We start from the raw sequence: 26,379 nt of genomic DNA, 5'->3' as shown, positions 1-26,379 counted from the left end.
GTGACGGAAGGACCTACGACGATTATGCGTCCGACCTGATGCTTCGCTCTGCGGTGGAGCGGCAATTCGAGATTATCGGCGAGGCACTGAACCAACTCGGCAAACTTGATCCCGCCACACAAGCGCGCGTTCGCAATTTCCGGAATATCATCGGTTTCCGCAATATTCTGAATACACAGCTATGCGGAACTGGACGATAGCCTCGTCTGGAATGCGGTGACCGATAAGCTGCCGCAGCTGGAAGAAGACGCTTCGAAACTGCTCTGCGAGTTGGATTGAGCTGAGAGTTGGGACCGCTCAGGCTTTGTCTCTCATGCGGGCTGGCGCGGGTTTGGGCTCGGGCCGCGGTGGCCAGAATGTGGCAATGCAAGACCTGACCCCGAGCTCCACTGGCATGGTGGCGAAACGCCACAATCCGGTGATCATCGCGATGGCAAAGCGGCTGGAAAAGAAAGGTCTGGCACCCAAGGCGATCGTCGGCGCGAGCATGCGAAAGCTCGTGCATCTGATCTATGGCGTGATCAAATCAGGACAGCCGTTCCAAGCTGATATCCCGATGGCGCGGCTTGAAATCCAAGAGGGTATCTGACCCCAACTCCTGTGCGCAATGACCCAAACACGCACTTAAATGCCGCGCAACCCCCTAGGGCGACATCAAACTCGTTGAATCTTCATCGCGAGACATAATTCGACGACTCGGTCCGCAACTGTTCTGAGCGGAGATTCGGTCGGCACCTCTAGCAGCGGAACGATACCGGCCGATGGCTCGGCCTTCAGCCAAGCGACAAGATTCGATAAGGTTCGAACGCCGTACCCAGCAACTATTCTGCAGCAATTTTGATCGCAGTTATGGCGATCGTGTTGACAACTCCATTGTTCAATGCAGCGTTCATCGAGCTGGCCATGCCCTACTAAGCGTTCGCCTAACAGCTTCCAGTCGGCAATTGCGTTTTGGTCTGTGTAGGAAAAAATTTTCGAGAGATGGAGACCCGATTTGAGGTCGGAGAATCTCGCGACCGGCAATAAGTCGTTTGCGAGCAGGTATTCGACGTCATTAGCAGCCCTGTGCGCGTGTGGGCTATTTGTGCTGGCGCGAACCATCGCTGGCGGTATTAGGTTTTCAACAGTTCTGGCGTTAATCACTGCTAAGTCGCAGGGCCAGCGACAAGCGCGTATAACGGCGCGACATCTGCGCGCCGTCCGCTTTTCGCTAGCGCCAGGACTGTATTGATCACTATCAGTGACGCATATCGTAAAACGCTTCTCATCAGCCACGTGCGCTAACACATCCGCTGTCGTATCTCCGCCACCGTTTACGAGCTCGTAATTTACGGTTAACTCCTTAAGAAGATCGGCGTGCCTAGACAGAACAGGTGAGGAGAATGCATAGAAAAAGGCATCGTTCAAATTTTCGGCAAGCAATATAGTTCTAGTACAAAGCTGTGAGTCTGAGAACCAACTTAACGGTAGCTTCCACAAATCCTCGGTAAATTCTGGGTCCGCCGTATCCGAGCTAATTTGAACGTAGAATGAAATCTCCTTCTCAAGGTTCGCAATAAATGAAAACTTCGAGAGCATATTGCGAATGCTGCCCAGCGCCCGCGAGCTTAAGTGAGTAAAGTTCAATAGCGCTTTTAACGTGTTGCGATCAGCAATAGCAACATGGGTGCCCTCAGCGCACGATAGAAATAAATTTTCGACGCCGGCGGTCTCTTCATCGGTCAATTCATCTATATTGTTCAATTCGAGCTTTATAAGCATTTGCTATATCGGGTCGAAAAAACCGAACGGCCAATCCTTTAATATGCCATTGTTATCAAACATCACTTTTCGAACCGAGGACAGACTGTTCTGCGAGTTGCCTTCGAAGAGATGAAGGCAAACATCCTTTTCGTTAAGCTTTTGACTGCTTATAAGCTCCCCGATCCGATTAATTAGCCAGGGGCTATGCGTTTCAATAACAATTGAAAGCGGATTATCACGCTCCTTGGCGACCTGGATAGCAGAGGAGATCATGTTTGCGACGCGCGCCTGGAAATCCGGATGTAAGTGAAGCTCTGGCTGCTCAATAACTAGAACACTCGTGTCGTTCTTTCTTAGTAAACGGCGCACTCCTGGAGTAACGTTTGGCCGGTATGCGGAGCTCCAGATTTGGACTGCCAGGGGAAGTACCTGAGAGAGGCCAAATCCGACGTCGGCAATGTTGAAACTTTGTTCCGACTGGCTATCGGTATACTGCAACGTGATATGGCCTGAGCGTGAAACTGCTGATACGTAACCACCGAATATGCTTTTCATCCAAGAAATGAAACTGCGCGTTTCGCCCTTTGTGAGGCTATTTAAATACATAGCTACGTTCGATCCTTTTGAATCGATCTCATCTACGGCTAGTTCTTGTTTTCTGTAGTATCGTTCGGCAACTGCCCGTAATGGCTCGATATAACGAACGCTTTTAAAATAGCTAGAGAGGAAGCTATCTAATTCATTGATAATACCGTCGATTCTAGTCGCGAAAACACGATGTTGAAGCTTAATGGCACGCGAAGAGCGCGGCGTCGCATTTTTAAGTGATGACCGCCAGCTTTGAGGTGCAGCTGGGACAGAAACTAGCCTCTGTGTAAACGTCCCAATGTCCGTCAGAGGTAGATTTCGTGCAATACGTAGCCGGCTATTACGTGTTGTATTTCCATGTACGTGTTGGCTAATTTGCCGGTCCAAATCTCTCCGAGCGTAACTGTTACGGGTTTCTAGCCATCGAGTGAGTTCTTTCCCTTCAACCTTAGACACTCGGCGCTGGTAGTAACGGATTCGTGGTAAGAACGTGCCGGATTGGCTGAGTATTCGAAAGCTATCGTCGGCTGCGACCTCATAGTCTCCGACCTTTATCGAAGTAACCTCTCCCGTCGGGTTTAATTCGATTGTTGTTTTTACGTCATAAATATCGAGAGTAAACGTCTTTAGGTAAGTCTCTTTGGAGTTTGCAGTAGCCCCGAGTAGAATGGATAGCTTCGCGTTGGTATCGCCGACGCTTTCCGATCCTAAATCGTCGAAGGACGAGATCCAGCGTCGACCAAAGTTTGTCGCGCGCCGTGCCGTGAGAGGATATGAAATATTGAATATGAACTCGATTTCCCGATCTGGGAGATCGCGCGTAACAGCTTCGTCGAAAGAGCCGAAATCGACTAATGGCCCGTACCATAATATAGGGCCCTTTGTATTCGCCTCCATACTTTGCCGGAGTAGAGCAAAAACTCGCGCAAATGTGCTTTTTCCGGAGCTATTTCTCCCTACCAACAAGTTTAGGTTGGTTAATGGGATGGCGCCCGTATCGGCCAACGATCGAAGCCCACGTATTCGAACACTTTTTAGCATGTAGTTAAATATTTCGACTTTGGTTCATGGAAATTACTTCGGCAAATTGGGGTCAGGTCTTGCGTTTTGCGCGGTCCCCAGCGCAATAAGTTCTAAACGCGGCACCAGCTGTGTCCGTGGCCCCAAGTCAAAACCCAACCTCCCTCTGATGCCGAAACGCCAGCACATAAACAGCATCGTATCTCGGTTCATAGCGATATAGCGCCATATACCCAGAATCGCCAAAACTAATAACCAGCTCCCGCAACTCCGGCGCATCAAACATAGGGCGCCCGATATCCGGCGCAGTCTCTAGCCGAACGAACTGCCCAATAATCGCCTCAGCGGCCCGTTGTGCGGCCTCGGGCGCCTTCCCCTCGAGAAACCGACGACACCGCGTCAAACCCTGTACCGCGTTCTCGGTAACAATTAATCGTGGCACTCGGGCGCGGGCCTTTCGTCATCGCTACCCCAGGTCGTCAGCCAATCGCTGGTCTCCTGGCCTGTCAGATGCCGACCCGTTTCCTGGTATGTCGTCCAGGCGTGCAAAGCTTCTTGTTTGAACGCTTCGCGCTTTTCCTCGCGCTCGACGTACTGTTCGATGGCTTCGCGCATGATCCAGTGGGATGACCTGCGGCGGCTTTCGGCCAATTGCCGTACCCGGTTTTTCAGCGCGTCGTCTATTTTGATTGATGTGGCCATAGCAGACCTATTGATAGGTAATACCTGTGAATACTTATAGCACGGTGCGAACGGTCGCTTCGAATCATCACTTACGCGGCGCGTCGGTATCCGTGGTTTTGGCGAACGGTCGCGCCGGCCCATGCACGATGACGTCTTGCGACTTCTTCTGCTGATGGGCGATCGCTTGCAGCAATCCGGCTTTGATGCTTTCAAATGCGGTGTTCATTCCTCAACTCCGTAGACGGGTGGCCAGTCCAGATATGCGCGTCACCCGCCGGACAATGGTCTGCTGAAGCGTTTGCTGCGAGGCATAGATATCCAACCGCGCCCGCCCCCGCGTCAACCCTGTATAAAACAACTCCCGAGTCAAAACCGGCACGTCATAATCCGGCAAAACGAGAGTGACGGAATCAAACTCCGAGCCCTGACTTTTGTGAATCGTCATCGCATACACGGTGTCGTGCGCGGGCAGTGCGCTGGGCAAAAATGCACGCAAGCCGTTGTCCCCCTCGAACCAGACACGGATCTGTCCGGACTCGTTGCATAGTGCAACACCCACGTCGCCGTTATAAAGGCCGGTGCGGTAGTCATTTCGTCTAATCATGACCGGGCGGCCGTGGTACCAGGCCATGGCGGGGTTGAAGTCGAAGCGTCGGGCGAGGCGTTCGGTGATGCCGGCGTTGATGGTTTCACTGCCTGCGGTGCCTTTGCGTACTGCGGTCAGCACGCATTGCTTGCCGAGTTCGGCCAGGGCGAGCGTAGGGTCGGTGGCCTCAACTAGGGCGGCGTAGTCGTCGGCCAGCCGATCCATGAGCCGGCTGATGGCCGCAGCGTCGGAAGCGTCGTGATAATGCAGATCGTCGTGGCGGGCGGTGAACAGTTCCTGGGCGGTGGCGACGTCGCCGGCGTTCACCGCGGCGGCGAGGCGGCCGATGGTGCTGTCGGCGTTGAAACGGCGGCTGGTCTGCAGGGTGACGACGTGGTCGGCCAGGACATGCGTCGCCGGTTCCATCGGCTGGGCGATGAGCGCGCCGGCGTCGGCCTGCTGGTCGGCGGTGAAGCGATTGACGCCGGCGTTGCTGCAGATTTCGGCGAGCACGGAGCCGGATTCAACCGAGGCGAGCTGGTAGCGGTCGCCGAGCAGGATCAGGCGGGCATTGTTGCGAATGGCGTCGGCCAGCTTGGCCATCATCGGCAGATCCACCATCGAGGCTTCGTCGACGATCACCACGTCGTAGGGCAACGGGTTGTCGGCGTTGAAGCGCGGTCTGGTGGTCGCACCGCCCAGACCGAGCAGGCGGTGCAGGGTGCGGGCGTTCTGCGGTACGTGGTCGAGAATCGCGTTGTCGAACGCCGGATCGGCGGCCATGTTGTCCAGCCCGTTGCGCACCGATTCGACCATGCGCGCCGCGGCCTTGCCGGTGGGCGCGGCGAGGGCGATCAGCGGCGGCTCGCGGCTCTCGGCACGGGCGGCTTCGATGAGTACGCGCAGCAGGCGCACGATGGTGTAGGTCTTGCCCGTGCCGGGGCCGCCGGAGATGACGGTGAAGCGATGGCGCAGGGCAGCGAACGCGGCTACGGCCTGCCAGTTGGTGGCGTCCGGATCGGCGGCGTCGGCCAGGAACAGGCCGTGGCCGGGTTTCAGGCGGTCGATATCGACCGGGTTTGGCGCGGCGGCCATCAGCTCGCGCAGGCGTTCCGCGAGCTGTGTTTCATAGGCGTGGTAGCGCTGTAGATAGAGCCGGCCTTGGTCGACGATCAGCGGGCGGACCTCGCCGGGGCCGCCGACCAGTGTGCTGGCCTCAAGTGCGGCGGCCAGGTCTTTCTGATTCGTTGCGCTCATCAGCGCGGTCGGGATCCTATCCAGGTCCAGGCAGGTATGGCCCTGGGCGACGGCCCAGCTGGCGAGCGCGAAGGCACGGGCGACGAGTTTGTCGGCGCCGTGGCGGCGGGCCCAGTGGGCTAGGGCGTTGTCCAGGTCGGAGAGGCCGACGTCTTCGGCGACTGCCGAGGTTTCCGGCATCGGTTCGGCGTTCGGTTGGCGCTGCTCGGGGCCCTGAGGCATGGTCGGTTCGTTGTCGAACATGTCGTCGGTGTGGGATTCGTTCATGGGCGGACTCTGTCAGGGCCAGGGCAACGGCGGGTCTTCGCGTTCGAGCGTTTTGAACGAACGGCTTGGGTGAATTCGTGCTTGGGGTTTCGCACTGTTGTGCGAGTCACTTTCATTTGCTTGTCCAAATGAAAGTAACCAAAGCAAAAGACACCCTGTCTTGCGTCGGCGCTTCGCGCCGATACCCTGCGCGGCTCCGGCCGAACGCGGGCCAGCCGGAAACTCGCTGCGCTCAAACATCCGGCTGTCTGTTCCGCGTTCGTCCTCCGCTGCTCGGCGCTGCGCCCAAGGGGCGTGAATACAGACAAACTCGCTGTCGCTCGCGGGAGGTTGTGGCCATCTGTTTGTATCTGGTCCCGTTGCATGGCGACGCAGACGCGCAGGCCCGATGGGTGTCCGGCGTACTGCGCCGGTGCGGCCAGCCTGTTTGAGGATCGCCAAAGCGATCCGAGTTCTGGCCGCATCCCAGCGGGCCGAGCATCGGAGTGCACCGGCGGCAGCCGGCGCCATGCCGGGCGTCTTTTCCTTTGCTTCCTTTCGTTTGGACGAGCAAACGAAAGGGAGTCGCGCTGCAGCGCGAAACCGAACTCAAGTCGAACTCGTGAGCGGATTCGTCGTGTGCTCAGAAGTAGTGTCATGCCGTTGCTCCCCGGTCTACGGCTTGTCCGTCAAACAACGCATCCAGCGTTTCGATCAACGCCACATCGGGCCGGTCCACGAACACGCCGCGTGTGCTCTGGCCGTCCATGGCCCGCACGAACAGATACTGGACACCGCCGAGATGACGATCGGGGTCGTAATCGTCCAGGCAGCTTCGCAAATGGCGATGGAGTGCCACGGTGTAGAGCAGATATTGCAGGTCGTAGTGCGAGGCGCTGATGGCGCCCGCGAGCGCGTCGGCGCCATATGCGCCTGGCGTGTCGCCGAGGCGGTTGGTCTTGTAGTCCAGAATCCAGTACGCGCCTTCGACTTCCACGACGAGATCGATGAAACCCTGCAGCAGGCCGTTGAGCGACAGTGTGGCCGAACGCGCCAGCGGCGCTTGCAGATAACCGGCCGCGCGCGCTGCATCGACAATAGTGGCGAGCCGTTGATCGCCCATGCCGAGCAGAAACCCTATCTCGGCCAGCATGCGATTCGGCGCCACGTCGGCGAGCGGGCCGATCACGGGCAGCGGCGCATGCAGCGTCCGGGCGACCAGTGCGATCGACTGGTCTATACGATTCGTTTCCTCGCGGTCGTCGCCGGTCAGACCCCAGCGGCGCAGTGTATCCGCGGTGCGCTTGCGGGTTTTTTCATCGGCAGTCGCGTCGGGGGCAGGCCAGCCGTGGAACACGGCGTGTTCGAGCAGATCATGAATGGCAGAGCCGAAACCGACGCCCGCCAGCGCGCGGTCGAGGGCGGGCAGCGGTTGCTCTTTACTGCCCGTGTCATTACCCGCGTCGGTGCCGAGTTCGATGGTGGGCGTCGGCGCGGCCCATTCGTCCTCGGCGCCGGGAACTGGGGTGCTTGCGGCAGAAGACGCGCCGGCCGGCGCATGGGCGAGCCGCGAAAAACTCCAGCTGGACCAGGGCGTACGCGGCGCCGGTAGATCCTCGCGGCCGCCGGTCAGGTTGCGGTTCGTGTCGCCGGCGACCATTGGAATCGCACGGCGCGGCGCGTCGGTATCGATACGCTCGATCGACATCACGTTCGGGTGTTTCTTGGCGAGCGCCGCCAGAGTGTGGCTCACGCTGGCGTCGCGGCCGAGCAGCTTGTCGAGCGCGGTGTTCTGCGCGCCGCGACCGGCCTGGTTGCTGGCGCCGTCGCCCGGTTCGCGCCAGGTGATGAACAGCGCATCGGCCGCGCGGGTGAGGGCGACATACAGCAGCCGTAGCGATTCGGCGTGGAACTCGGTGACCGCGCGCGCCTGCGCCTTCTCGCTCGTGCCGCTCAGATCGATCCGCACGCGCTCGGGCGTGTCGCTATCGGCGTCGTGGTAGACGTGGGGCGGCTTGGTGGGGTCTTTCATGCCGGTCGGTGCGCCGAGGAATGCGGCGAACGGCAGGAACACGATCGGATACTCCAGACCCTTGGACGAATGCACGGTGGCGATGCGGACCAGCGCGTCGTCGGATTCCAGGCGCAGCTGGGCCTCCTCGCCGCTTTCCGCGCGCCCATCGGCATCCTTGGCGTCGGCAATAGCGCGATCGAGCCAGTGCACCAGCCCGTCCATGCCGTAGCACTCGGCTTGCGCCTCGGCGAGCAGTTCTCCGATCTGGAGATAGTTGCTCATGCGGCGTTCGCCGTCGGTGAGCGCGAGGATGTTCGGCCCGGCCGCGACGAACGCCGCTTCCAGTGCGGCCAGCACGCCGCGCTCGGCCCAGCGCTGATGGTGCGCCTGGTAGCGCGCCACACGGGTTTGCAGGGCGGTATCGTCTTCGGTGAGTGCGATGAGGTCGGCCAGCCGCGCACCCGCCAGCCGCGTGGTTTCCGCGCTTTTGACGGCGCGCACGTCGTCCGGCCGCGCCAGGGCGGTGAGCAGCAATGCGAGGTCGTGCGCTTCCTCGGTGGCGAAGATCGAATCCCGCCGCTGGCACACGGCGGCGATGCCGTGTTCGGCGAGCGCGATCTGCAGGGTGGCCGCCTGGAAGTTGCTGTTGACCAGAATCGCGATATCGCGCGGTTCCACGGCGCGATTCCAGGCCGGGTCCTCGCTCTGCCAGGCGGCGTCCCCGGCCAGCATCCCGGCCACGGCGGAGACCGTGCGATGAACCATTGCCGTCTCGTCGTCGCCCTTGGTGCCGCTGCCGCCGGTGAACTGCCAGACGCTCAGGGCCGGCTGTGTTTTGTCGCTGTTGTCGCCATCTGTATGGCCGCGATGCACGAGTCGTCGGTCGCCCGGAGCTCGGCCCGCGCCCACGGCCCGAAAACCGATGCCGGCTTCGAGGAATGGTGTGTCCTTCGGTGTCTGGAACAGCGCGGCGATCGCTTCGAGCACGGCCGGCGACGAGCGATAGTTCGTGCCCAGCGTGTATTGCGCATTGCCGGCCGCGCGTGCGGCGGCGAGATAGGCATGAATATCGCCGCCGCGAAAGGCGTAGATCGCCTGTTTCGGGTCGCCGATCAGAAGCAGGGCGGTGTTGTCATTCGGCGCGTCGTCGGCGAGATAGATCCGCTTGAGGCTGTCGTACTGTAGCGGGTCCGTGTCCTGGAATTCGTCGACCAGCGCGTAGGGCCACTGCGCGCGCAGGGCGGCGGCCAGCCGCGGGCCGCGGGATTCGTCGACCAGCGCGTCGCGCAGGGCGAGTACGAGGTCGTCGTAGCTGAACTGGCGCCATTCGATCTTGCGCCGGGCGGCCAGCGCGGCCACAGCGTCGGCCGCGCGTGCGCTGCGCACCACATGGGCGCGTGTCACCAGATCGGCCAGCGGCTCGCCGAGCGTGAGTGCTTCGAAAGCCGTGGCGCAGGCTTTCTTGGCGTTCGAGCTCTTGGCGATGAATTGCCACGGGTCGACCAGCTCGGCCAGCGCTTTCGGCAGCACGGGCGGCTGGCCGGTCTCTACCGCCTGGGCGAGGCGCGTGTCGATCGTGCTGACGAAATCGGCGGCGTCTTCGTAGTTCGCGAGCAGCGTCTGCATGCCGCTTTTCTTGAAGGCACTGGCTTCGAGCGCCTCGGCGATCGCCGTCTCGAGTGCGGCCTTGTCTTCTTGCCAGACGGTCCAGAGCGTTTTTAGCGCCGCGGCGAATGCGTTTTCGTCTGCGCCGTCCACCGTGATGTTCGGCCTAGAGAGGATGGGCGCGATGTCCTTGTGCAACGCATCGGGCGTCGGCCAGACGTCGAGCAGCGACGCGTCGCCTGTAGCACCCACGATCGATTGCCGCCACAGATCGGCGGCGGCTTCGGACTGCACGCTACGATCGTCGACAATCTCGCCGCGGTCGAACGCCTGGGCGGAGTCGAAGGCGTTGTCGGCGGCGGCGCGCTGGGCGAAGCCGTGGATCGTCACGATAGTGGCTTCGTCCACGCCGGCGGCCGCTTCCGTGAGCCGGCGTGCAATGCGCTCGCGCGGCTCGTCGGTCGCGTCGATGGCGCCGGCGATAATGTCGCGCGCGAAGTCATGTTCGGGGTGATCGGCGATCGCCGCGGACGGGTCACGGGCGATACGCGCGGCATCGACGAGCCGGCGGCGAATGCGTTCGCGCAGTTCCTGGGTCGCGGCCTTGGTGAAGGTCATCACCAGAATCTCGCGCACGCTCGCGCCGCGCTCGACGACCAGCCGCAGATACAGGCCGGCGAGGTTGAAAGTCTTGCCCGTGCCCGCACTGGCTTCGATGAGTTGCAGGCCGGACAGCGGCAAGGTGCGCGGATCGAGATCAGGCGGGTTCATGTCGCGTGCTCCGCGGTGGCGACGGCCAGCGGTTCGATCTCTTCGAGCGCTTCGTGCATGGGCTGCGTGATCGCGTCGAGCGCCGCTATAAACGGGTTATCGGCCTCTGCGCCGAGCGGCGCGTCGTCGTCGCCCAGCAGCAGGCGGAAGTAGGGGTTGTTCACGAGATGACTGGCCTGAAAGCTCTGGCTCTCGGAATAGCGTTTCCATAGCGTGCCGAACGGGTCGTCGCCGTCGGGTTTGTAGTCGTCCGCCATATCGGGATGGAAATGTACCGGTGCCTGCTGGCCGGCCAGGAAAATATCGACCAGCACGGCCAGATGATCGCGCGCGGCCTCGGGCGTGAGGTGGGCCTCGAAGGCGACTACGCGATTGTCGTCCTTCTTCGGTGACAGGCCGGCGAGCGTCAGCCCGCGTTCGTGGCCGGCGGCGACGAGCACGAGATAGATGATCCACTGGCGCAGCCGAAAGCGCGTGCGCAGGCGGCCGGTGGTGATTGCGCGTCGATGCGTCGCGCCCACGTCGGGTATGCGTCCGGTAAGACGTACGCCGGAGATGGTGAAATCGACGGCGATGGTCTCGCGCGTCTGGTTTGGGCTCTGCCAGGCGCGGCGCACCGGCAGGAGCGTGTTCACGATGTCGGCTTCGCGTGCATAGGCTCGGGTGGCTCTGGGCGGAGGCGGCAGTTGGCCGCGCGCCAGTTCCAGCGCGTCCGGCGCGGTATCGATGTGTTCGGCGTCGGGGGCGGTATGGTCGAACAGACGACGGCGCAGGATGGATTGTGCCAGTGGATCCAGCTCGATGGGCTCGTGGTCGTCGATGGCCGCGCTGTCGCGTTCGAGCTTCAAGCCGAGCTGGCGCTCGAAAAAGGCTTTGGGCGGGTCGTCGAAGAAGCGCACGAGTGTGTCGAGATCGATCGCGAGGATGGGCTCGTCCAGCGCGAGCCGGCTGTCGTCCAGCCAGGGTTCGGCGCCGCGACGCGCGCCGCGCGCGGCCACCGAGGCATCGCGCCAGTCGCCGGCATAAGTGAATACGCGTGGATCCGCCTCGTCCGGGTCGAAATAGCGGGCCGAGAACGGCTGCATGGGTTGGTGATGTACCAGACGTTTTTCGAACGCGTCGCGCGACCAGCCGTGAAAATAATAAGCGTGCAGAAAGGCCATCAGCTCGCCGACCACCGGTGAGGGCGGCAGGTCTTCGCCGGTGCGCATGTCCTGGCCGATATAACTCAGGTACAGCGCGTCGCGCGCGGCGGTCAGGGCCTGCAGGAACAGCAGGCGGTCGTCGTCGCGCCGGCTCGGATCGCCCAGTCGCGGGGCGTCGAACAACAGGTTGAAGCCGCGGTCGCTGTCCTGGCGTGGGAATACGCCGTCGTTCACACCGAGCACGCAGACCACACGAAAAGGCACGGCGCGCAGCGGCACCAGACCGCAGAAGGTGATGCCGCCGGAGATGAACGGTTGGCGTTCACTCGGGCCGTCGAGCAGCGCGCGCAGATGATCGCGTACGGCGGTCCATTCCAGTGTTGTGTCGCCGGCGCCCGTATTGAGTTGTGCATGGGCGTCGAAGGCGGCGGCCGCGTCCTCGAAGCTCGCGAAGGCGTTGCGCAACGTCTCGATCGCACGGGCTTCGTCGGGCGCATCGCGGGACGGCTCGATCAGCGCATCGAGCATGGCGTTGAGCCGTGTCTGCCAGGCCGCGGGTTCGCACGCCTCGGCAAAGCGATCCGCGAAATCGCCGAGCACGGATACGAAGCGCGCCAGCCCGCCCAGCGCGCGGGCCGTGCCGCCTTCCAGGTCGGACCACGGCGCAACGCCGTCGACGAGCGTGTCGTCGTCGGCCTGAGCCACGCCGAGCAACAGTCGATCCAGGCCGAAGCGCCAGCTGTTCTGCTCGAAGGTGCCGGCGGCCAGAGATCGCCGATGGTCGGCGTCGCGGCCCCAGCGAATACCGCTGGCGTCGATCCAGTCGGTCAGCCGCGCCACATCGGCCTCGTCCAGCGCGAAGCGCCGGCGTACGGCCGGCACGGCGAGCAGATCGAGCAGGCGGCTCGCCTCCCACCGCCAAAGCGGCAGGTCGAACAGGCCGGTGACCGCGGATACGATCGGGTGCAGCGCCGACTGGGCGCGGTCGGCCACGGTGAAGGGCAGCCGCCGGCCATCCGACGCGCCGCCGAATACGGCCTGGATGGCGGGCACGTAGGTCGCCACGTCCGGCAGCATGACGACGATATCTCGTGGTGCGAGCGTGGCGTCGGCGGCCAGCCGGTCGAGTAGCTGGTCGTGCAGCACCTGAATCTCGCGCAGCGGACTGTGGCAGGCATGGATCTCTATAGAGGTGTCGTCGGGCTCCATGCCGGCATCGCTCACGCGCGGTTCGAGGGTGACGATATCGGCCTGCACACGGTGGAGCAGGCTGTCGTCGGCCGGCACGTCGTAGGCCATCGCCTCGCCGAATTCGGGCTCGACCATGCCCGCGAACTCGTCGGCATAGAGCAGGCGCAGCGTGTCGCGCGCCATGCGTCCAAAACCGGACAGCAGCGGATGTTCGGCGGCCTCGGCTTCGCCGGGCAGCTCGTGCAGATCGTCGGGCAGCGCCAGCGCGAGCCGGCGCGCAGTTACATCGCCCCAGTAGGCTTCGCTCGGGTTGGGTAGCAGGAAATGCACGTCGACGTGGCGGGCCAGTGCATAAGCCAGGCGCAGCTGGTCGGGCGCGACCGCAACCAGGCCGAACAGATAAAGGCGCGGCGGGCAGTGGTTATCAATCGCCTGCGCCAGCGAACCGTCGAGCGTGTCCCGGTCCAGTCGGCGGGCCAGATCGGCCACGATCGAAGCGCGATGCGTCTTGCCGAGCGCGTAGTCGTCGACGAGATAGCGCCAGACGTCGGATTGCCAGCCGGCCGTGCCGCTGGGCCGATCGCCGGCCTGCCAGCGCGCCAGCATGTCGCCGCGATAGACCAGATAGCGGTCGAACACGTCGGCCAGCCGGGCGGCGAGCTGCCAGCGGCGGATATCGTCCACGGGGCGACCCAGATAGGCGGCGACTTCCGGGATGCGCTCGGCCATTTGCGGCAGCGCTCGGTAGAGATGCCAAGGCAGGCGGTCGGACTCGAACTCGCGCGCCGCGGCGTGCGCGTCGGGCATGAGGCGTTCGATGAGCTGCCAGAACCACTGGCCGGGCAGCGCGGCACGCAGATTGGCGACCACGCGTGCGTCGCTTTCGGCAATCTGGATCGCCAACCAGCGGCCGATGCCGCGATTGGGCACCAGCACGATGTCCTCGGTCAGCGGCGACGGCCGATAGTTGTCGCGCAGCGCGCCGAACAGTTCGGCCAGCCGGCCCAGGTCGTTGTGGTGGTAGAGATAGAACATATACGGCGCGCCACGGGTCGCTTTGGCTGGCCGCCAGTCTAGCGCGGCCGGTGGGTCAGATCGCGATCCTTTCCGGGGAACGTTTTGCGGACATGCGGTTAGCGGGGACTTCGTCGAGCGATACGGTCCAAAAGGAGCATTGTCGAAGCGCAACGGACACGCTTATATTGCGATCACGACGAATGCGCCGAGGGTGCGCCCACCGTAGGCGTTGCGTATTCGTCACTGATAAAACAACGATATACGAGGAGGGGGCATGAAAAGAACAACAGGGAGCCTGCTGGCTGCAGGTCTGGTCGCGGTGGCGATGCAGGCGAACGCCGCTGATGACAGCATCACCATTGCCCACGTCGCCGGTTTCACCGGCCCGCTGGAGGCCTATACGCAGCAGTTGCAGCACGGTCTGGAACTCGGTTTCGAGTACGCTACCGACGGCAGCAACGAGGTGCTGGGCAAGAAAATCAATCTCGTCACCAAGGACACGCAGCTGAAGGCGCCGCGCGCCCGCGCGCTGCTGGCCGAGGCCTATACCCAGGACGAAGCGACCATCGCCATCGGCGACGTGTCGTCCGGGGTGGCGCTGGCGATGCTGCCGGTGGCCCAGCAGTACGAGAAGATCCTGATGCCCGAGGGCGTGGCGGATTCAATCACCGGCGCCAACTACAACCGCTATATCGTGCGCATCGGGCGCAACAGTTCGCAGGATGCGATTTCCAACGCTACGGCGATCGCCGACGACGGCGTGTGTATCTCCACGCTGGCGCAGGACTATGCCTTCGGGCGCGACGGCGTGGCGGCCTATGCCAAGGCGGCCAAGGCGCGCGGCGCGACGATCGTCAAGGAAGTCTATCTGCCGGCGGAGACCACCGATTTCACCGCCGCGGCCCAGCGCCTGTTCGATTCGCTCAAGAGCGCGGACGGCTGCGACGAGAAATACATCTTCACGATCTGGGCCGGCAAGGGCAATCCGATGGGGCGGATCAAGGATCTGCAGCCGGAGCGCTTCGACATCAAGCTGACCACGGGCGGCAATATCCTGCCGGCGCTGGTGGCCTACAAGCAGTTCCCGGGCATGGAGGGCGCGACGTACTACTACTACGGCAGCCCGGACAACAAGGTGAACGACTGGCTGGTCGAGCAGCATGAAAAACGCTTCGACGGGCCGCCGGACTTCTTCACCGCCCAGGGCATGGCTCAGGCCATGGCCATTGTCGCCGCGATCAAGAAGGCGGGCAGTACCGATACCGAAGACCTGATCGCAGCGTTCGAGGGTCTCGACTTCGATTCGCCCAAGGGCGAGATGCATATCCGGGCGGCCGATCACCAGACCCTGCAGCCGATGTATCACTTCCGTATCAAGGTGGAGGACGGCGTGGACTGGGCAGTACCGGAACTGGTGGAAACCATTCCCGCCGACGCGATGGATATTCCGGTCGACAACGGCTGACAAGTTTTCGGGGGAGAAGCGGAACGCCGGTCGCCCACGGGCGGCCGGTCGTCCGTCCGACGTCGATCGAGAGACACATGCATTCGTCCACGCCACCGGCATTGCTGCAGGCCCGGGAACTGAGCATCCGCTTCGGCGGCCATACCGCGGTCGAGGCGGTCAGCTGCGATTTCGCGACCGGTACGCTCACCGCGATCGTCGGGCCCAACGGCGCGGGCAAGACCACGTTCTTCAATCTGCTGTCGGGCCAGCTGGCGCCGACCTCCGGACGGCTCTGGTTCGACGGCCGCGACATCACCCGCCTGAAGGCACCGAAGCGCGCGCAGCTGGGCATCGGGCGTGCGTTCCAGCTGACCAATCTGTTTCCTGAGCTGACCGTGCGCGAGAATCTCTGGCTGGCGGCGAGTGCGCGCACCGGCGCCGGCTTTGCCATGCATCGTCTGGCCAACAGCTATATGGCGATCCGCGAGCGCGTCGATCACTATCTGGCGCGGGTATCGCTGACCGGGCGCGCCGACTGGCTGGCGGCCACGCTGCCGCACGGCGATCAGCGCAAGCTCGAGGTCGGCATGCTGCTGGCACTGGAGCCGCGCGTGTTCATGTTCGATGAACCGACCGCCGGCATGAGCGTGGACGAGGTGCCGGTAATCCTGAATCTGATTCAGGCGATACGCGACGAACGCGACAAGGTGGTGTTGCTGGTCGAGCACAAGATGGACGTGGTGCGCTCGCTGGCCGACCGCATCATCGTGCTGCACGAAGGGCGTCTGCTCGACGAGGGTGAGCCGGAACAGGTGATCGCCTCGCCGTTGGTGCAGCAGGCCTATCTGGGCGAGGTGCTGGTGCCGGCAGATGCCGGAGCCGCTCCGGAGGGCGACTCACCATGACCACGCCGCTGCTGAGCCTGGACGGCGTGCATACGCATATCGGCCATTACCATATCCTGCAAGGCGTGGATTTGACGTTGCCGCGGGGCGAGCTGACCGTGCTGTTGGGGCGCAACGGCGCCGGCAAGACCACCACACTGCGCACTATCATCAATCTCTGGCAGGCCTCGAAGGGCCGTATCGTCTTCGACGGCGAGGACATCACCCACTGGCGCACGCCGCGGATCGTCAGCCGCCTGGGCGTAGGCTACGTGCCCGAGAACATGGGCATCTTCTCGCTGCTGACCGTGCAGGAGAACATGCGCCTGGCGGCCGCGACCCGGCATATCGATACATCGCGGCTGGAGTGGATCTTCGGCTTCTTTCCGGCGCTGAAGAAATTCTGGAAAACGCCGGCCGGACTACTCTCCGGCGGCCAGAAACAGATGCTGGCGATCGCGCGCGCGATCATCGAGCCGCGCGCGCTGCTGATCATCGACGAGCCAAGCAAGGGGCTGGCCCCGGCGATCGTCAAGGACCTGAGCCAGGCGATCCTCGAACTCAAGCAGACCGACACCACGATCCTCCTGGTCGAGCAGAACTTTGGCCTGGCGCAGGCGGTAGGCGATCAGGTAGCGGTGATGGATGACGGCCGTGTGGTGCACGCATCGAGCATGGCCGAGCTGACTGCTGACACGCCGCTGCAGAATCGTCTGCTGGGCCTGAGTCTGGAGGCCCACGCCTGATGGCCGGTCGGATACAGGCGCGCGACGAACAAGACGGTGCGGGCGCCCGGCTGCGCCAGGTATTGGACGCCTATCCGCATTATCTGCTGCTGGCGGTGGTGGCCATTGCCGCGTTCTTCGCGATGCCGTTGAGCGTGTGGCTGTCGCTGACCGTGGCCGGTCTGGCCATGGGGCTGATCCTGTTCGTGGTGTCTTCGGGCATGACCCTCATCTTCGGCCTGATGGGCGTGCTCAATCTCGCCCACGGCGCTTTCATCACCGTGGGCGCCTATATCGGCGGCAGCGTGTTTCTCATGCTCGTCGGCTGGCCGCCGCTGGCCGCGGTCTCGCATGCGCTGCTGATCTTTCCGGCCGCGCTCGCCACGGTGGCGGCCGCGGCGCTGCTGGGGGTTGTGTTCGAGCGGGTCATCATCAAGCCGGTCTATGACGATCATCTGCGCCAGATCCTGGTCACCGTCGGCGGCGCCATCATCATCAGCGAACTGATCGTGGCTTTCTGGGGGGCGCACGAGATTCCGCTGCCGCGCCCGGATAGTCTGCGCGGTTCCTTTGTGATCGGCGGCGTCGCCTTCGAGAAATACCGCCTGTTCGCGGTGGGCGCGGGGCTGGCGATCTACTGGGGCATGCTGGCGGTGATCCACAAGACCCGTATCGGCCTGCTCATTCGTGCCGGGGTGGAGAACGGCGAGATGGTCCAGGCGCTGGGCTATCGCATCAAGCTGCTGTTCATCGCCGTGTTCGCGGCCGGCGCGGCGCTGGGCGCCTTCGGCGGCGTGCTCTGGGGCTTCTACGAGGAGCTGATCCATGTCGGCCTGGGCCAGCAGCTGCTGGTGGACGTGATCATCGTCATCATCATGGGCGGGCTGGGTTCGATTACCGGCTGTTTCTACAGCGCGCTGGTGGTCGGGCTGCTGACCAACTACATGGGCTTCGTGGCGCCGACGTTCTCCGAATTCTCGTCGATCGTGCTGATGGTGCTGGTGCTGATGTGGCGGCCGCAGGGCCTGATTCCGGTGGTGAAGGTCTGATGCGGTTGTTGTCCGGCGACACCCCGCGCAGCACGGTGCTGTCGGTGCTGCTGGCCGCGATCGTGCTGGCGCTGGCGTTCGCGCCGTTCCTGTTTCCGGGGCCGCTGGCCTATCGCACCTATTCGACGATCTGCCTGTTCACGATGCTGGTGCTCAGCTACGACATCCTGCTCGGCTATACGCGGATCATCTCCTTCGCCCATGCCATGTTCTACGGCATCGGCGCCTATGCCATGGCGATCGCGCTGCGCGATCTCGGGCCGAGCTGGCTTGCGATCGGCATCGGGCTACTGGCGGGGCTGGCCACCGCGCTCGCGGTTGCGTTCGTCGTTGCGCTGTTCTCGCTGCGGGTACGGGCGGTGTTCTTCGCGCTAGTGACGTTGGCGGTAGCGGTCGGGTTCATGACGCTCGTCTCCAAGTTGTATGGCTTCACCGGCGGGGAGGACGGCATCGCCTTCAGTGTGCCGCGCGTGCTCGGGCCGGCGTTCAAGCTCACCGAGGAGCCGCTGGCTGGCTTCGACGTGATGGGATTTGCGACCTCGGGCAATGCCGCCGATTCGGTATTCAAGGTGCGCACCAGCGGCATGCTGCTGCTCTACTACGGGCTGTTCGTGGCGGCGATCATGGTCTTTCTCGGCCTGCTGCGGATGATGAACTCGCCGTTCGGGCGCGTGTGTCAGGCGATTCGGGAGAACGAATTCCGGGCCGAGGCGCTGGGCTACCGCACCGTGGCTTATCGCACCGTCAACGTCTGTATCTCCGCGATGATTGCTGCCTTTGCCGGCGCGCTCGCTGCGCTGTCATTGCGCTATATCAATCCCGAATCGATGCTGTCCTTCGACCTGATGGTCAATATCCTGCTCATCACCGTCATCGGTGGCATGGGCACGCTCTACGGCGCGGTGATCGGCACCGCCTTGTTCGTGTTGGCCGAGACGTATCTGCAGAGCCTGCTGGCGATGGCCCACGAGGCGACCGCCGGCGTGCCGCTGTTGCCCGCGGTTCTGGATCCGGAGCGCTGGTATCTGTGGCTCGGCATTCTGTTCGTGCTGAGCGTGTATTTCTTCCCGCGCGGCATCGTGGGTCAGCTGCGCGCGCGAGCCCAGGCGCGCAGCCGAAACATGCAGGCCACTAGTCGGTCGCAATGAAGTTGCGGATCGCGTCGATCTCCACGTCGCGCATCAGGGCCGGCGCATGGCCGGCGTCTGCGATCTCGAGCACTTGCAAGTCGGGTTTGATGGCCAGCATGCGATCGATGGTATCCTTGGACAACAGATCGGACTGCGTGCCCCAGATGAGTAGCGTCGGCACGCGTATGGCCGACCAGACGTCCCAGAGTTCCACGTCCTGGTCGATCGGGTTGTCGAACGCCGATGCGATCTGCGGATCGTAGTGCGGATGAAAGCCCTGTTCGTCGCGGCGATGCGAATGCTGCGCCAAGTGCTGCCACTGTGCCTCGGTCAGCGGGCCGAAGCTGCCGTGAATATCGGCCAGATGGTGCCGATAGGCCTCGAGGCTCTCGAACACTTGCGTCTCGCGCACATAGGCGCCGATCCGGTTGAGTGACGCCGCGCTGATCTGGGCGCCGATATCGTTGATCACCAGCCGCCGGACCGGCGTGTTGCGCTGTGCGGCGAGCATCATGCCGACGATGCCGCCCATCGACGTGCCGATCCAGTCCAGGGTGTCGTCGGATCCGTCGGCGGCCGATGCGGTGACATGGCCCGCCAACGTCGCTGCGTCACGGAAATACTGGTCGTAGTTGTAGTGGCTGCGATCGAGCAGCCAGTCGCTGTGACCGCGACCGACGGCGTCCGGGCAATAGACGCTGCGAGTCTGCGCAAGTGCGCGCGCAAGCGGGTCGAAGTCGCGACCGTTGCGGGAGAAGCCGTGGGCACAGACGACCGGCCGCGAACGATGCTTGTTGCCCCAGGCGTTATAGGCGATTCGATGGAAACCCGCCGGATTTACACACAAAAGCCGTTTTCTGTTCGGAATCATATCCATTGGATCGCTCTAATCGCTGGCAATGACAGCGGAAAGTGGGTTATTAGACCTTAGTCGAAAAGTGAAACGGTGATTCGGAAATCTGTTGCGCCGCTAAAAAAAATACTATAAACAGTGACTCATGGCTTAGTGGTTATAAGCCAGCCGCAGGGGGAATTTCCAGTATCCGAATCTACGAGTCGTTTGTCGCGAGCGTCTTTGTCGATAGTCGATATCGATAGTGGATAGACTGCGGGTGACGTCCTCGGTGTCGGCTCGACACCGCAGTCTTGGGTTACCGCCCGTGGCGACGGATGCAGGGGATTCTAATAAAAGGGCCAGGCCAGAAAAAAACACGGCAGCGCCCGCCAATCAAAAAGTAGGGGAGATCTCGATATGAAGCGCGAATTCAACCATAAACGTGATGCTGGAACCGCTGCGCTGCGGTCTGCCGTACGCCGCACGCTGGGTCTTTCCGCACTCGTGGCCATGGGATGTTTTGCCTCGGCCGCGAACGCCACGCTCAAGACCGATTTCGGCGTCGACTACCGCGCCACTGGTTTTTATGTCGACTCCGACTCGTTTGCCGTCGCACCGCCCAGGGGCCCCGATGGTCAGCGTCTGGATGATCAGACTTCTGCTGACAGCAGCGACAACGGTTTTGCCAATTACCTGCGTCTGCGTGCGGATTTCAAGCACGAAGAGACCGGGGTCGAAGTACACACCCGTATCGAACTTGCCGGCGACCGCTGGAGCGGCGATGCGCGTAACTACACCACCACCGGTCAGCGCGCCTTCAACGCCGATAACAACGGCGACAACATTCGCCTGGATCTCGGCTTCGTGCAGATCCCGTTCAGTCTTGGCCTGTTGCGTGTCGGTCGCCAGGAAGCCAACTGGAACAACTGTCTGCTCGTGTGTGACGATCGCCGTGATCGCGCGCTGTTCCTGACCAAGCTCGGCAACGTCAGTGCGTTCATCGGTTATGACCGTCGCCAGGACAACACCCCGTTCTACAACGAGGACAACGGCAACCAGATCTTCCCGGGCCTCGTGGCGCCGATCGGATCGACCGGCTGGACACTCGGCATGCTGTATGTCCACTGGCTGAACAACTACAACGGCGACCTGGTCGATACCGACCCGTCATTCGGTCCGGATGCCAACGGCGACGGCGTGCCCGACGTGGCCGCCGGCTCAACTGGCGCCCGCAATGCCTACGTGCTTTCCAACGCCAATATCTTCTCGCCCTACATGCAAGGCAAGGTCGGCCCGCTCGATATTTCCTTCGGCGGCAACTATCTGCATAACGGCAACGTCAATGCCAACCAGACGGTGGAAGATGGAGACTATTTCACCGACGACGCCTATTCCGAGTATTTCCGCGTCGGCGCGACCCTGGGTATGTTCGAGCTCAAGGCCCAGTATGTCGGTACGCAGGACGGCGGTCTGATCTCGTCCGGCTTCGATACCTACTCCAGCCTGATCAACTCCAATCCGGAATCGACGGCCAATCCGACCAGCCTGTATCGCATGGGTGGTTTCCTCGGTCGCCAGGGTTTCGACGAGGATCTCTATATCGGCGCGGTCACGGTCAACGTCAGCCCCAAGTTCGCATTGCGCGGCGCGGTGGGTTTCCTCAACGTCGATGTGCCGCTATCGGCGACCACGACCAAGGGCAACGACACCAGCACCGTCTACGATCTGCAGGCCAGCTATCAGCTGAACTCGGCGGTGCGGACCTGGGCCACGCTCGGTATGCTCAAGGAAAACGACGTCGGCACGCTCGCGGGTAACAGCCTCGTGGGCTCGATCCCCAACGGCGGCAGTTTCGCCGATGAGCGCGTCATCGCAGGCAGCGTGAATCTCGGCGTCGAATTCTGAGGCTGTCGTGACGTAAAGTGGGGCCTTCATTCGTGAAGGCCCCACAATTATTTTCCGGAGCGCGCGTTGAGATATCTTATTGTGACAAGGCTTGGTTTGTTCGGTGCGCTGCTCGCAGTTGCGGCAGTATTCACGGGTTGTGCAACGAACGGCGGCGCAGACGAACCGCGACCACTGGCCGACTCGCCGGCAGCGCTCGGCACGCCTGAAACAGACTGGAACAGGTCGGTGCTGGATCGACTCATCAGGGAGGTCAAAGGCGATAAGCCGCAGGCCGAAGCCGATTCCCAGCCAGCGGCCGTCGCGCGTTCAGGCGCGACCGGAGTAGGGGCCAATGCATCCACCACGCCCGGGCCGATGCCGATCGCCCCGACAAGCGAGGGTGGCAGCCTGCGACCCAAGGTGGGGGTCTATATAGATGACGGCGGACAGAACTCGCTGACTGCCTATCAATTCGTCAACGCGTTGGAACACAAGGCGGCCGCGAACGGGGTGTCGATCGTCAAGCCCGATTCCCTGGCCGAAGCCATCAATGTGCCCGGCGTGTGTTCATCTTCCTCCCCGGCGGAGTGCACGCAGTCGCTGGCGATCTATCCGGGCATTCGGAGCCTGCTGATCGTGACACCCGAGTCGACCGGGCGTGGCCAGATGACGGTCAGTACCCGGATGGTCGATACCGATTTCGGAATCGACTACGACGCCATCGAGACAACACTGGATCTCGATAGCGCGGGTAGCGTGCAGGACACGGCGCTCGACGTCTGGAGCGACAGGGTGCTCGGGCTGGTGCAGGATCGGATTTCCATCGCCCCGTGGTTTACCCATACGTTCGCCCTCGATGGGGACGATATGTATGTGAGCGCCGGCCGTGACTCGGGCCTGGTTACCGGCATGGTTCTCAGCGTTCGTGATGCGGGGTCGGTCGTCCGCGCGCCCGGTGGTAGGGCGGTCGCTTGGAGGCCGGGTGTCGCTGTCGGTGAAGTGCGTATAAAACAGCTGGTGGGCTCGCATCTCGCGCTGGCAGAGCAGGTATCTGGAAAGATGCCGGTACCTCGCGACAAATTGACCGTTAGCCAGTAGTGTCTATCGCAAGCCGCAGCGATCCCGGTTGGTCGGTGACGGATGCCGTTCCAGATGGACCGGCAGGGCTCTTGAAGCAAGTGCCTATTACCTGACCGCCTTGCGGGCATGGGTCCATTGCGGGCTACTTTGATCGAGACGGCTGCGATCGAGGTCGCGCAGGCATGAGCAGCCTTTTCATGGCCCCGGTAAAACCCGGGCATGGTTTGGGTTTTTGCTCGTCTCAACGCGCTGATGACGCGTGTCTTCGATCAGGGTTCTCGCGCGTTCGCTATCCTGTTGCAGCTGTCGGGCACATGGATGACGTCAGAGCGAGAAATATGCGATAGCCAATCGTTTTCCTTTTTTCTCACGTCTATCTTCATATCACCGGCGTTGATGTCGGTATGAGTAGCGGACTGTCGGGGTATATCAAAGGGCGAGACCGGAAGGCGCTCGTGCGCCTTCCGGTTGGCCGACTGCAAATGCGTCTTTTACTGGAACGTGTTCAATTCGAATTCTTGTTGTATTCGTCGATCTCGTTAGACAGTTCGCGCGACTCGGCGTTGCTGCCGCCGTTCGATGAAGCATTCGCGCCTGCTTCGGTGGCACTGTCAGTACTACCGGTTGCGCCCGAGCGTGCGGCGCTGTTTTCCTTGAGTGAACCCCGATTTTCGTTGTACTGCTTGATTTCTTCGGAAAGCTCGTCGGCTTTCGGATGCTTTGCCGGCGTGTCGCTATCGGCAGGCATCCGAGTATCCTCGTCCAGGTTGGCGTCGGCGGCGCCGCGGCCTTCAAGCGATCCACCGCTTTCGTTGAAACGATTGATTCGATTCGATAGCTCGCTGTCCTGACCGGATTGTGTCTTGACCTGAGCATGATCGGCGTCCGACTCATGCGCGAATACGGTCGTGGTACACAGCAGCCCGACCGTCCCGGCACAGACCAAGCTGTAGGCGATAACCTTTGTTTTTTTGTTTATATACATCTTCTCTTCTCCTTATAAACTCGCGCCAGGCCACACCCTGAAAGGCGTGGCCCGCAGTGCATCGTTGTGGCTAGCGGATTTCAGCCATCATGCGCTGAACAACGACGTCAATTGCGCCCCCGCGGCCGCGTTTCGAGTATACCGCTTAGCCATAAAAAAAGCCGGAAACCCTCGGGCTTCCGGCTTGGCCGTACTGGAAACTCAATTCCAGCACGCATGGATCACCATGGATCAATAACGGCTGCTGCCACCGGTACGGTTGTAGGTGGTCAGCTCGGCCGCCAGCTGCTGCGCCACGGGCGTAGCCTTGTGATCGGTCTCGCTCGCTACAACATGCGTCTGCGGTACGAGGCTGTTGGAAGCGGTGGCGTTGTAGTCGTCGATCTCATGGCTGAGTTCGCGAGCCACGCCGGAGACCTGCTGCGGTGCCTGCGAACCGGCGCTCCGGGTCTGCAAGCCTTGGCTCGCCTCATCCTGGGTATTGAAACGGTCGAGCGCGGCAGACAACTGGTCAGCTTTCGTATGGTGTTCGACGGTGTCGAAGGTGTTGGTCTGCGTCGGCTGCGTATTCAGCGATTCGATCGCTTTCGACTGGGCGAGACTTGTGCCCGAGAATCCGACGAGAGCGGCAAGGACGACGCCTGAGGTGACTGTCTTGGCTAAAGTGCTATTTTTCATGGCTTTTCTCTCAATTTGAGGTCATCCAGCACTACATGGCGCGAAGATGACACTAAAGTCGTATTGCAAAACTTTGTATGCGGATAGTTATAAGGCCATGTAGATGTATATTCAAGGAATGCAGTGCAACATAATCGTTCCGGCACGATAACCGGTTAATATTATTAATGAAAAAATTTAAGTATTTCGCTATCGTCATCGCGGCATCGAGACGGTTTCCCGCGACGTGCGCGTAAGAGATGCTGGCTCGGGTCGATTACCGCTGGGCATCGCAGCGCCTCGCTGAGACGGGTGACGTGCGTGTGACCCTGGCAGGTCTGATCAGATGATCATCGATGTCGCGTGTGCCTGGCGCTATTGTCGCGGGGCCGGGACGGTGCTCGGGGTACAACGCGCCGTGGTTCGCAAACAGCGTCCTCGGGAGGCACGCCATTCATGCCAGGCAGCCTTATATCTGCCTTGGGCCCGTGGCCGCCGCGACGCGATGAAAACCAGGCGGTCTAAAGGCCGATTGGATCGCCAGCGGGTGCCAGGATCACGCTCGATGCCTTGAACAAGGCAGTGGCGGTGGCGTCTTTTTTCAGGCCCATCTCGTCGGCGCTCTCACGGGTTATCACGGCGGCCAGGGTTGCGCCGCCGGGCAGTCGGATGACGATCTCGCTGGCGACGTCGTCCGTTGCCACCTTGTCGACTGTGCCGACCAGCCGATTGCGCGTGGACAGCGGTGTTTTCGAGTGGTCACCGGCTGCGACAACCACCCACGAAGCCTTGATCAGCGCGACCACGGCGACGCCTTCTTGCAGGCCCAGATTTTCTGCGCTTGCGCGCGTGATCACGGCGGTCAGACCGTCGCCGCCGCGCAGAGCGATCTCCACTTCGGCGTTTATGGTGCCCAGCCGAACGGCCGTGACTTCACCGAGGAGCTGGTTACGGGCGCTGGTCATCATCGCGAGTCTCTCCATGAGATGAACATCGTCGGGCAGGTGGGCGATACGTCGATTGAGTCGCTCGAAAAAACGGCGCTGTTCTTCTTCGGCGGCGCGATACGTCGCGACCAGTTGCTCGCCGCGCGGGGTAAGACGACTGCCGCCGCCGCCGGCGCCACCGGCGGATCGCTCGACCAGGGGATGGTCGGCGAGGTTGTTCATCGCGTTGACGGCGTCCCAGGCACCCTTGTAGCTGAGGCCGACAACCTTTGCCGCGGCGCTGAGCGAGCCGGTTAAAGCAATCTGCTCGAGCAGCGCCACGCGCCGGGTGCCGATGGCCGCGCGTCGCGGACCGATACGCAGTTGGCCTTCGAGTTGTTCGGGTCCGTTTACCATGGATGCTGTAGATCGCGGCGGCTAGTGCTTGCGCGAGCATACGCCAGCGATTTTCCGATGTCCCGGTCATACGTCCGGTCGAGAATTTACAGGCGCTGCGGTAGGCTATGCACCGTATTGCCTCTGTAGCTCAGCAGGATAGAGCAGCCGCCTCCTAAGCGGCAGGTCGCAGGTTCGAATCCTGCCTGGGGCACCACAACAAAACGCCGTCCGCAGGGCGGCGTTTTGTTGTGGTATCTAGATACGTTTTGAACCTGCGACAGATAGACAAGCATGGTTCGACGGGCACGCGCAGCGAGCCCGAACCGTCGCGTCAGCGACGGGCCCGAAGGTTGAGCGGCCCCGCCGCGAATAATCCTGCCTGGGGCACCACAACAAAACGCCGTCCGCAGGGCGGCGTTTTGTTGTGGTATTCAGATACGTTTCGAACCTGCGACAGATAGACAAGCATGGTTCGACGGGCACGCGCAGCGAGCCCGAACCGTCGCAT

Annotated in this window: 22 protein-coding genes and 1 tRNA gene; 11 read left to right on the top strand and 12 right to left on the bottom strand. The window is 62.0% G+C overall.

Features of this window, described 5'->3' with window-relative positions; all coding sequences use genetic code 11:
* Nucleotides 1-38 precede the first annotated feature (38 nt).
* The 3 genes from ACFOSU_RS12025 (at nt 39) to ACFOSU_RS12015 (ending at nt 589) form a co-directional block, all read left to right on the top strand.
* A complete protein-coding gene (locus ACFOSU_RS12025; protein ID WP_380689911.1) occupies nt 39-200 on the top strand; it encodes a HepT-like ribonuclease domain-containing protein in 162 nt (53 codons plus the stop codon).
* Entirely contained in the window at nt 172-279 is a 108-nt protein-coding gene (locus tag ACFOSU_RS12020; RefSeq protein WP_380690023.1) for a HepT-like ribonuclease domain-containing protein, read from the top strand. The genes ACFOSU_RS12025 and ACFOSU_RS12020 overlap by 29 nt, the downstream gene beginning before the upstream one ends.
* An 85-nt stretch (nt 280-364) precedes the next feature.
* Complete coding sequence (locus ACFOSU_RS12015) at nt 365-589, top strand: hypothetical protein (RefSeq protein WP_380689909.1); 225 nt, start codon at nt 365-367, stop codon at nt 587-589.
* A 65-nt stretch (nt 590-654) separates the two neighbouring features.
* On the opposite strand, the gene ACFOSU_RS12010 is transcribed toward ACFOSU_RS12015, so the two are convergent.
* The 8 genes from ACFOSU_RS12010 to recC form a co-directional block, all read right to left on the bottom strand.
* Complete coding sequence (locus tag ACFOSU_RS12010; protein ID WP_380689907.1) at nt 655-1,761, bottom strand: hypothetical protein; 1,107 nt, start codon at nt 1,759-1,761, stop codon at nt 655-657.
* A gap of 3 nt (nt 1,762-1,764) precedes the next feature.
* The gene (locus ACFOSU_RS12005; RefSeq protein ID WP_380689905.1) at nt 1,765-3,372 is read right to left on the bottom strand and encodes a DUF3696 domain-containing protein; all 1,608 of its coding nucleotides are present in this window, start codon (nt 3,370-3,372) and stop codon (nt 1,765-1,767) included.
* A 127-nt stretch (nt 3,373-3,499) separates the two neighbouring features.
* Complete coding sequence (locus ACFOSU_RS12000) at nt 3,500-3,793, bottom strand: type II toxin-antitoxin system RelE/ParE family toxin (protein WP_380689903.1); 294 nt, start codon at nt 3,791-3,793, stop codon at nt 3,500-3,502.
* Nucleotides 3,781-4,053, bottom strand: a complete 273-nt coding sequence (locus tag ACFOSU_RS11995) for a CopG family ribbon-helix-helix protein (RefSeq protein WP_380689901.1) — start codon at nt 4,051-4,053, stop codon at nt 3,781-3,783. The genes ACFOSU_RS12000 and ACFOSU_RS11995 overlap by 13 nt, the downstream gene beginning before the upstream one ends.
* A gap of 67 nt (nt 4,054-4,120) precedes the next feature.
* Complete coding sequence (locus ACFOSU_RS11990; RefSeq protein ID WP_380689899.1) at nt 4,121-4,261, bottom strand: hypothetical protein; 141 nt, start codon at nt 4,259-4,261, stop codon at nt 4,121-4,123.
* A 3-nt stretch (nt 4,262-4,264) separates the two neighbouring features.
* Nucleotides 4,265-6,145, bottom strand: coding sequence for an exodeoxyribonuclease V subunit alpha (gene recD / locus ACFOSU_RS11985; protein WP_380689897.1), 1,881 nt, complete (start codon nt 6,143-6,145; stop codon nt 4,265-4,267).
* Nucleotides 6,146-6,779: 634 nt separating this feature from the next.
* Complete coding sequence (recB, locus tag ACFOSU_RS11980) at nt 6,780-10,514, bottom strand: exodeoxyribonuclease V subunit beta (RefSeq protein ID WP_380689895.1); 3,735 nt, start codon at nt 10,512-10,514, stop codon at nt 6,780-6,782.
* Complete coding sequence (recC, locus tag ACFOSU_RS11975) at nt 10,511-13,885, bottom strand: exodeoxyribonuclease V subunit gamma (RefSeq protein ID WP_380689893.1); 3,375 nt, start codon at nt 13,883-13,885, stop codon at nt 10,511-10,513. Before recC ends, recB begins: the two co-directional genes overlap by 4 nt.
* Nucleotides 13,886-14,141: 256 nt before the next feature.
* On the opposite strand from recC, the gene ACFOSU_RS11970 reads away from it, so the two are divergent.
* The 5 genes from ACFOSU_RS11970 (at nt 14,142) to ACFOSU_RS11950 (ending at nt 19,120) form a co-directional block, all read left to right on the top strand.
* Nucleotides 14,142-15,332, top strand: coding sequence for a substrate-binding domain-containing protein (locus ACFOSU_RS11970; RefSeq protein WP_380689891.1), 1,191 nt, complete (start codon nt 14,142-14,144; stop codon nt 15,330-15,332).
* 77 nt (nt 15,333-15,409) lie between these two features.
* On the top strand, nt 15,410-16,219 hold the full coding sequence (locus ACFOSU_RS11965; protein WP_380689889.1) for an ABC transporter ATP-binding protein: 810 nt from the start codon (nt 15,410-15,412) through the stop codon (nt 16,217-16,219).
* Entirely contained in the window at nt 16,216-16,944 is a 729-nt protein-coding gene (locus tag ACFOSU_RS11960; RefSeq protein ID WP_380689887.1) for an ABC transporter ATP-binding protein, read from the top strand. Before ACFOSU_RS11965 ends, ACFOSU_RS11960 begins: the two co-directional genes overlap by 4 nt.
* On the top strand, nt 16,944-17,972 hold the full coding sequence (locus ACFOSU_RS11955) for a branched-chain amino acid ABC transporter permease (RefSeq protein ID WP_380689885.1): 1,029 nt from the start codon (nt 16,944-16,946) through the stop codon (nt 17,970-17,972). The genes ACFOSU_RS11960 and ACFOSU_RS11955 overlap by 1 nt, the downstream gene beginning before the upstream one ends.
* Entirely contained in the window at nt 17,972-19,120 is a 1,149-nt protein-coding gene (locus ACFOSU_RS11950) for a branched-chain amino acid ABC transporter permease (RefSeq protein ID WP_380689883.1), read from the top strand. Before ACFOSU_RS11955 ends, ACFOSU_RS11950 begins: the two co-directional genes overlap by 1 nt.
* Here ACFOSU_RS11950 and ACFOSU_RS11945 read toward each other — a convergent pair.
* On the bottom strand, nt 19,104-19,979 hold the full coding sequence (locus ACFOSU_RS11945) for an alpha/beta fold hydrolase (protein WP_380689881.1): 876 nt from the start codon (nt 19,977-19,979) through the stop codon (nt 19,104-19,106). The two genes, ACFOSU_RS11950 and ACFOSU_RS11945, sit on opposite strands and share 17 nt — an antisense overlap.
* Before the next feature lie 375 nt (nt 19,980-20,354).
* On the opposite strand from ACFOSU_RS11945, the gene ACFOSU_RS11940 reads away from it, so the two are divergent.
* Both ACFOSU_RS11940 and ACFOSU_RS11935 read left to right on the top strand, forming a co-directional pair.
* Nucleotides 20,355-21,842 (top strand): hypothetical protein, encoded by a 1,488-nt coding sequence (locus ACFOSU_RS11940; RefSeq protein ID WP_380689879.1) that lies wholly within the window; start codon nt 20,355-20,357, stop codon nt 21,840-21,842.
* A 96-nt stretch (nt 21,843-21,938) separates the two neighbouring features.
* The gene (locus ACFOSU_RS11935; protein ID WP_380689877.1) at nt 21,939-22,922 is read left to right on the top strand and encodes a hypothetical protein; all 984 of its coding nucleotides are present in this window, start codon (nt 21,939-21,941) and stop codon (nt 22,920-22,922) included.
* 487 nt (nt 22,923-23,409) lie between these two features.
* On the opposite strand, the gene ACFOSU_RS11930 is transcribed toward ACFOSU_RS11935, so the two are convergent.
* From ACFOSU_RS11930 to ACFOSU_RS11920, 3 genes are all read right to left on the bottom strand, one after another.
* Nucleotides 23,410-23,889, bottom strand: coding sequence for a hypothetical protein (locus tag ACFOSU_RS11930; RefSeq protein WP_380689875.1), 480 nt, complete (start codon nt 23,887-23,889; stop codon nt 23,410-23,412).
* A gap of 231 nt (nt 23,890-24,120) precedes the next feature.
* A complete protein-coding gene (locus ACFOSU_RS11925; protein WP_380689874.1) occupies nt 24,121-24,567 on the bottom strand; it encodes a hypothetical protein in 447 nt (148 codons plus the stop codon).
* 500 nt (nt 24,568-25,067) lie between these two features.
* Nucleotides 25,068-25,889, bottom strand: coding sequence for a TOBE domain-containing protein (locus tag ACFOSU_RS11920; protein WP_380689872.1), 822 nt, complete (start codon nt 25,887-25,889; stop codon nt 25,068-25,070).
* 119 nt (nt 25,890-26,008) lie between these two features.
* Here ACFOSU_RS11920 and ACFOSU_RS11915 point away from each other — a divergent pair.
* Nucleotides 26,009-26,085 (top strand) — tRNA-Arg (locus ACFOSU_RS11915).
* The last annotated feature ends 294 nt before the right edge of the window (nt 26,086-26,379 follow it).

It is taken from the genome of Salinisphaera aquimarina (assembly GCF_042643355.1).
In the GTDB taxonomy this organism is placed as follows: domain Bacteria; phylum Pseudomonadota; class Gammaproteobacteria; order Nevskiales; family Salinisphaeraceae; genus Salinisphaera; species Salinisphaera aquimarina.
Note: the sequence above shows the minus strand (reverse complement) of the source record. Positions and strands in the feature narration are given on the sequence as shown.

Coding starts and splice junctions, on each gene's coding strand:
- ACFOSU_RS12025 (WP_380689911.1), top strand. CDS start 39: ATGCTTCGCTCTGCGGTGGAGCGGCAATTCGAGATTATCGGCGAGGCA.
- ACFOSU_RS12015 (WP_380689909.1), top strand. CDS start 365: ATGCAAGACCTGACCCCGAGCTCCACTGGCATGGTGGCGAAACGCCAC.
- ACFOSU_RS12010 (WP_380689907.1), bottom strand. CDS start 1,761: ATGCTTATAAAGCTCGAATTGAACAATATAGATGAATTGACCGATGAA.
- ACFOSU_RS12005 (WP_380689905.1), bottom strand. CDS start 3,372: ATGCTAAAAAGTGTTCGAATACGTGGGCTTCGATCGTTGGCCGATACG.
- ACFOSU_RS11995 (WP_380689901.1), bottom strand. CDS start 4,053: ATGGCCACATCAATCAAAATAGACGACGCGCTGAAAAACCGGGTACGG.
- ACFOSU_RS11990 (WP_380689899.1), bottom strand. CDS start 4,261: ATGAACACCGCATTTGAAAGCATCAAAGCCGGATTGCTGCAAGCGATC.
- recD (WP_380689897.1), bottom strand. CDS start 6,145: ATGAACGAATCCCACACCGACGACATGTTCGACAACGAACCGACCATG.
- recB (WP_380689895.1), bottom strand. CDS start 10,514: ATGAACCCGCCTGATCTCGATCCGCGCACCTTGCCGCTGTCCGGCCTG.
- recC (WP_380689893.1), bottom strand. CDS start 13,885: ATGTTCTATCTCTACCACCACAACGACCTGGGCCGGCTGGCCGAACTG.
- ACFOSU_RS11970 (WP_380689891.1), top strand. CDS start 14,142: ATGAAAAGAACAACAGGGAGCCTGCTGGCTGCAGGTCTGGTCGCGGTG.
- ACFOSU_RS11965 (WP_380689889.1), top strand. CDS start 15,410: ATGCATTCGTCCACGCCACCGGCATTGCTGCAGGCCCGGGAACTGAGC.
- ACFOSU_RS11960 (WP_380689887.1), top strand. CDS start 16,216: ATGACCACGCCGCTGCTGAGCCTGGACGGCGTGCATACGCATATCGGC.
- ACFOSU_RS11955 (WP_380689885.1), top strand. CDS start 16,944: ATGGCCGGTCGGATACAGGCGCGCGACGAACAAGACGGTGCGGGCGCC.
- ACFOSU_RS11950 (WP_380689883.1), top strand. CDS start 17,972: ATGCGGTTGTTGTCCGGCGACACCCCGCGCAGCACGGTGCTGTCGGTG.
- ACFOSU_RS11945 (WP_380689881.1), bottom strand. CDS start 19,979: ATGGATATGATTCCGAACAGAAAACGGCTTTTGTGTGTAAATCCGGCG.
- ACFOSU_RS11940 (WP_380689879.1), top strand. CDS start 20,355: ATGAAGCGCGAATTCAACCATAAACGTGATGCTGGAACCGCTGCGCTG.
- ACFOSU_RS11930 (WP_380689875.1), bottom strand. CDS start 23,889: ATGTATATAAACAAAAAAACAAAGGTTATCGCCTACAGCTTGGTCTGT.
- ACFOSU_RS11925 (WP_380689874.1), bottom strand. CDS start 24,567: ATGAAAAATAGCACTTTAGCCAAGACAGTCACCTCAGGCGTCGTCCTT.
- ACFOSU_RS11920 (WP_380689872.1), bottom strand. CDS start 25,889: ATGGTAAACGGACCCGAACAACTCGAAGGCCAACTGCGTATCGGTCCG.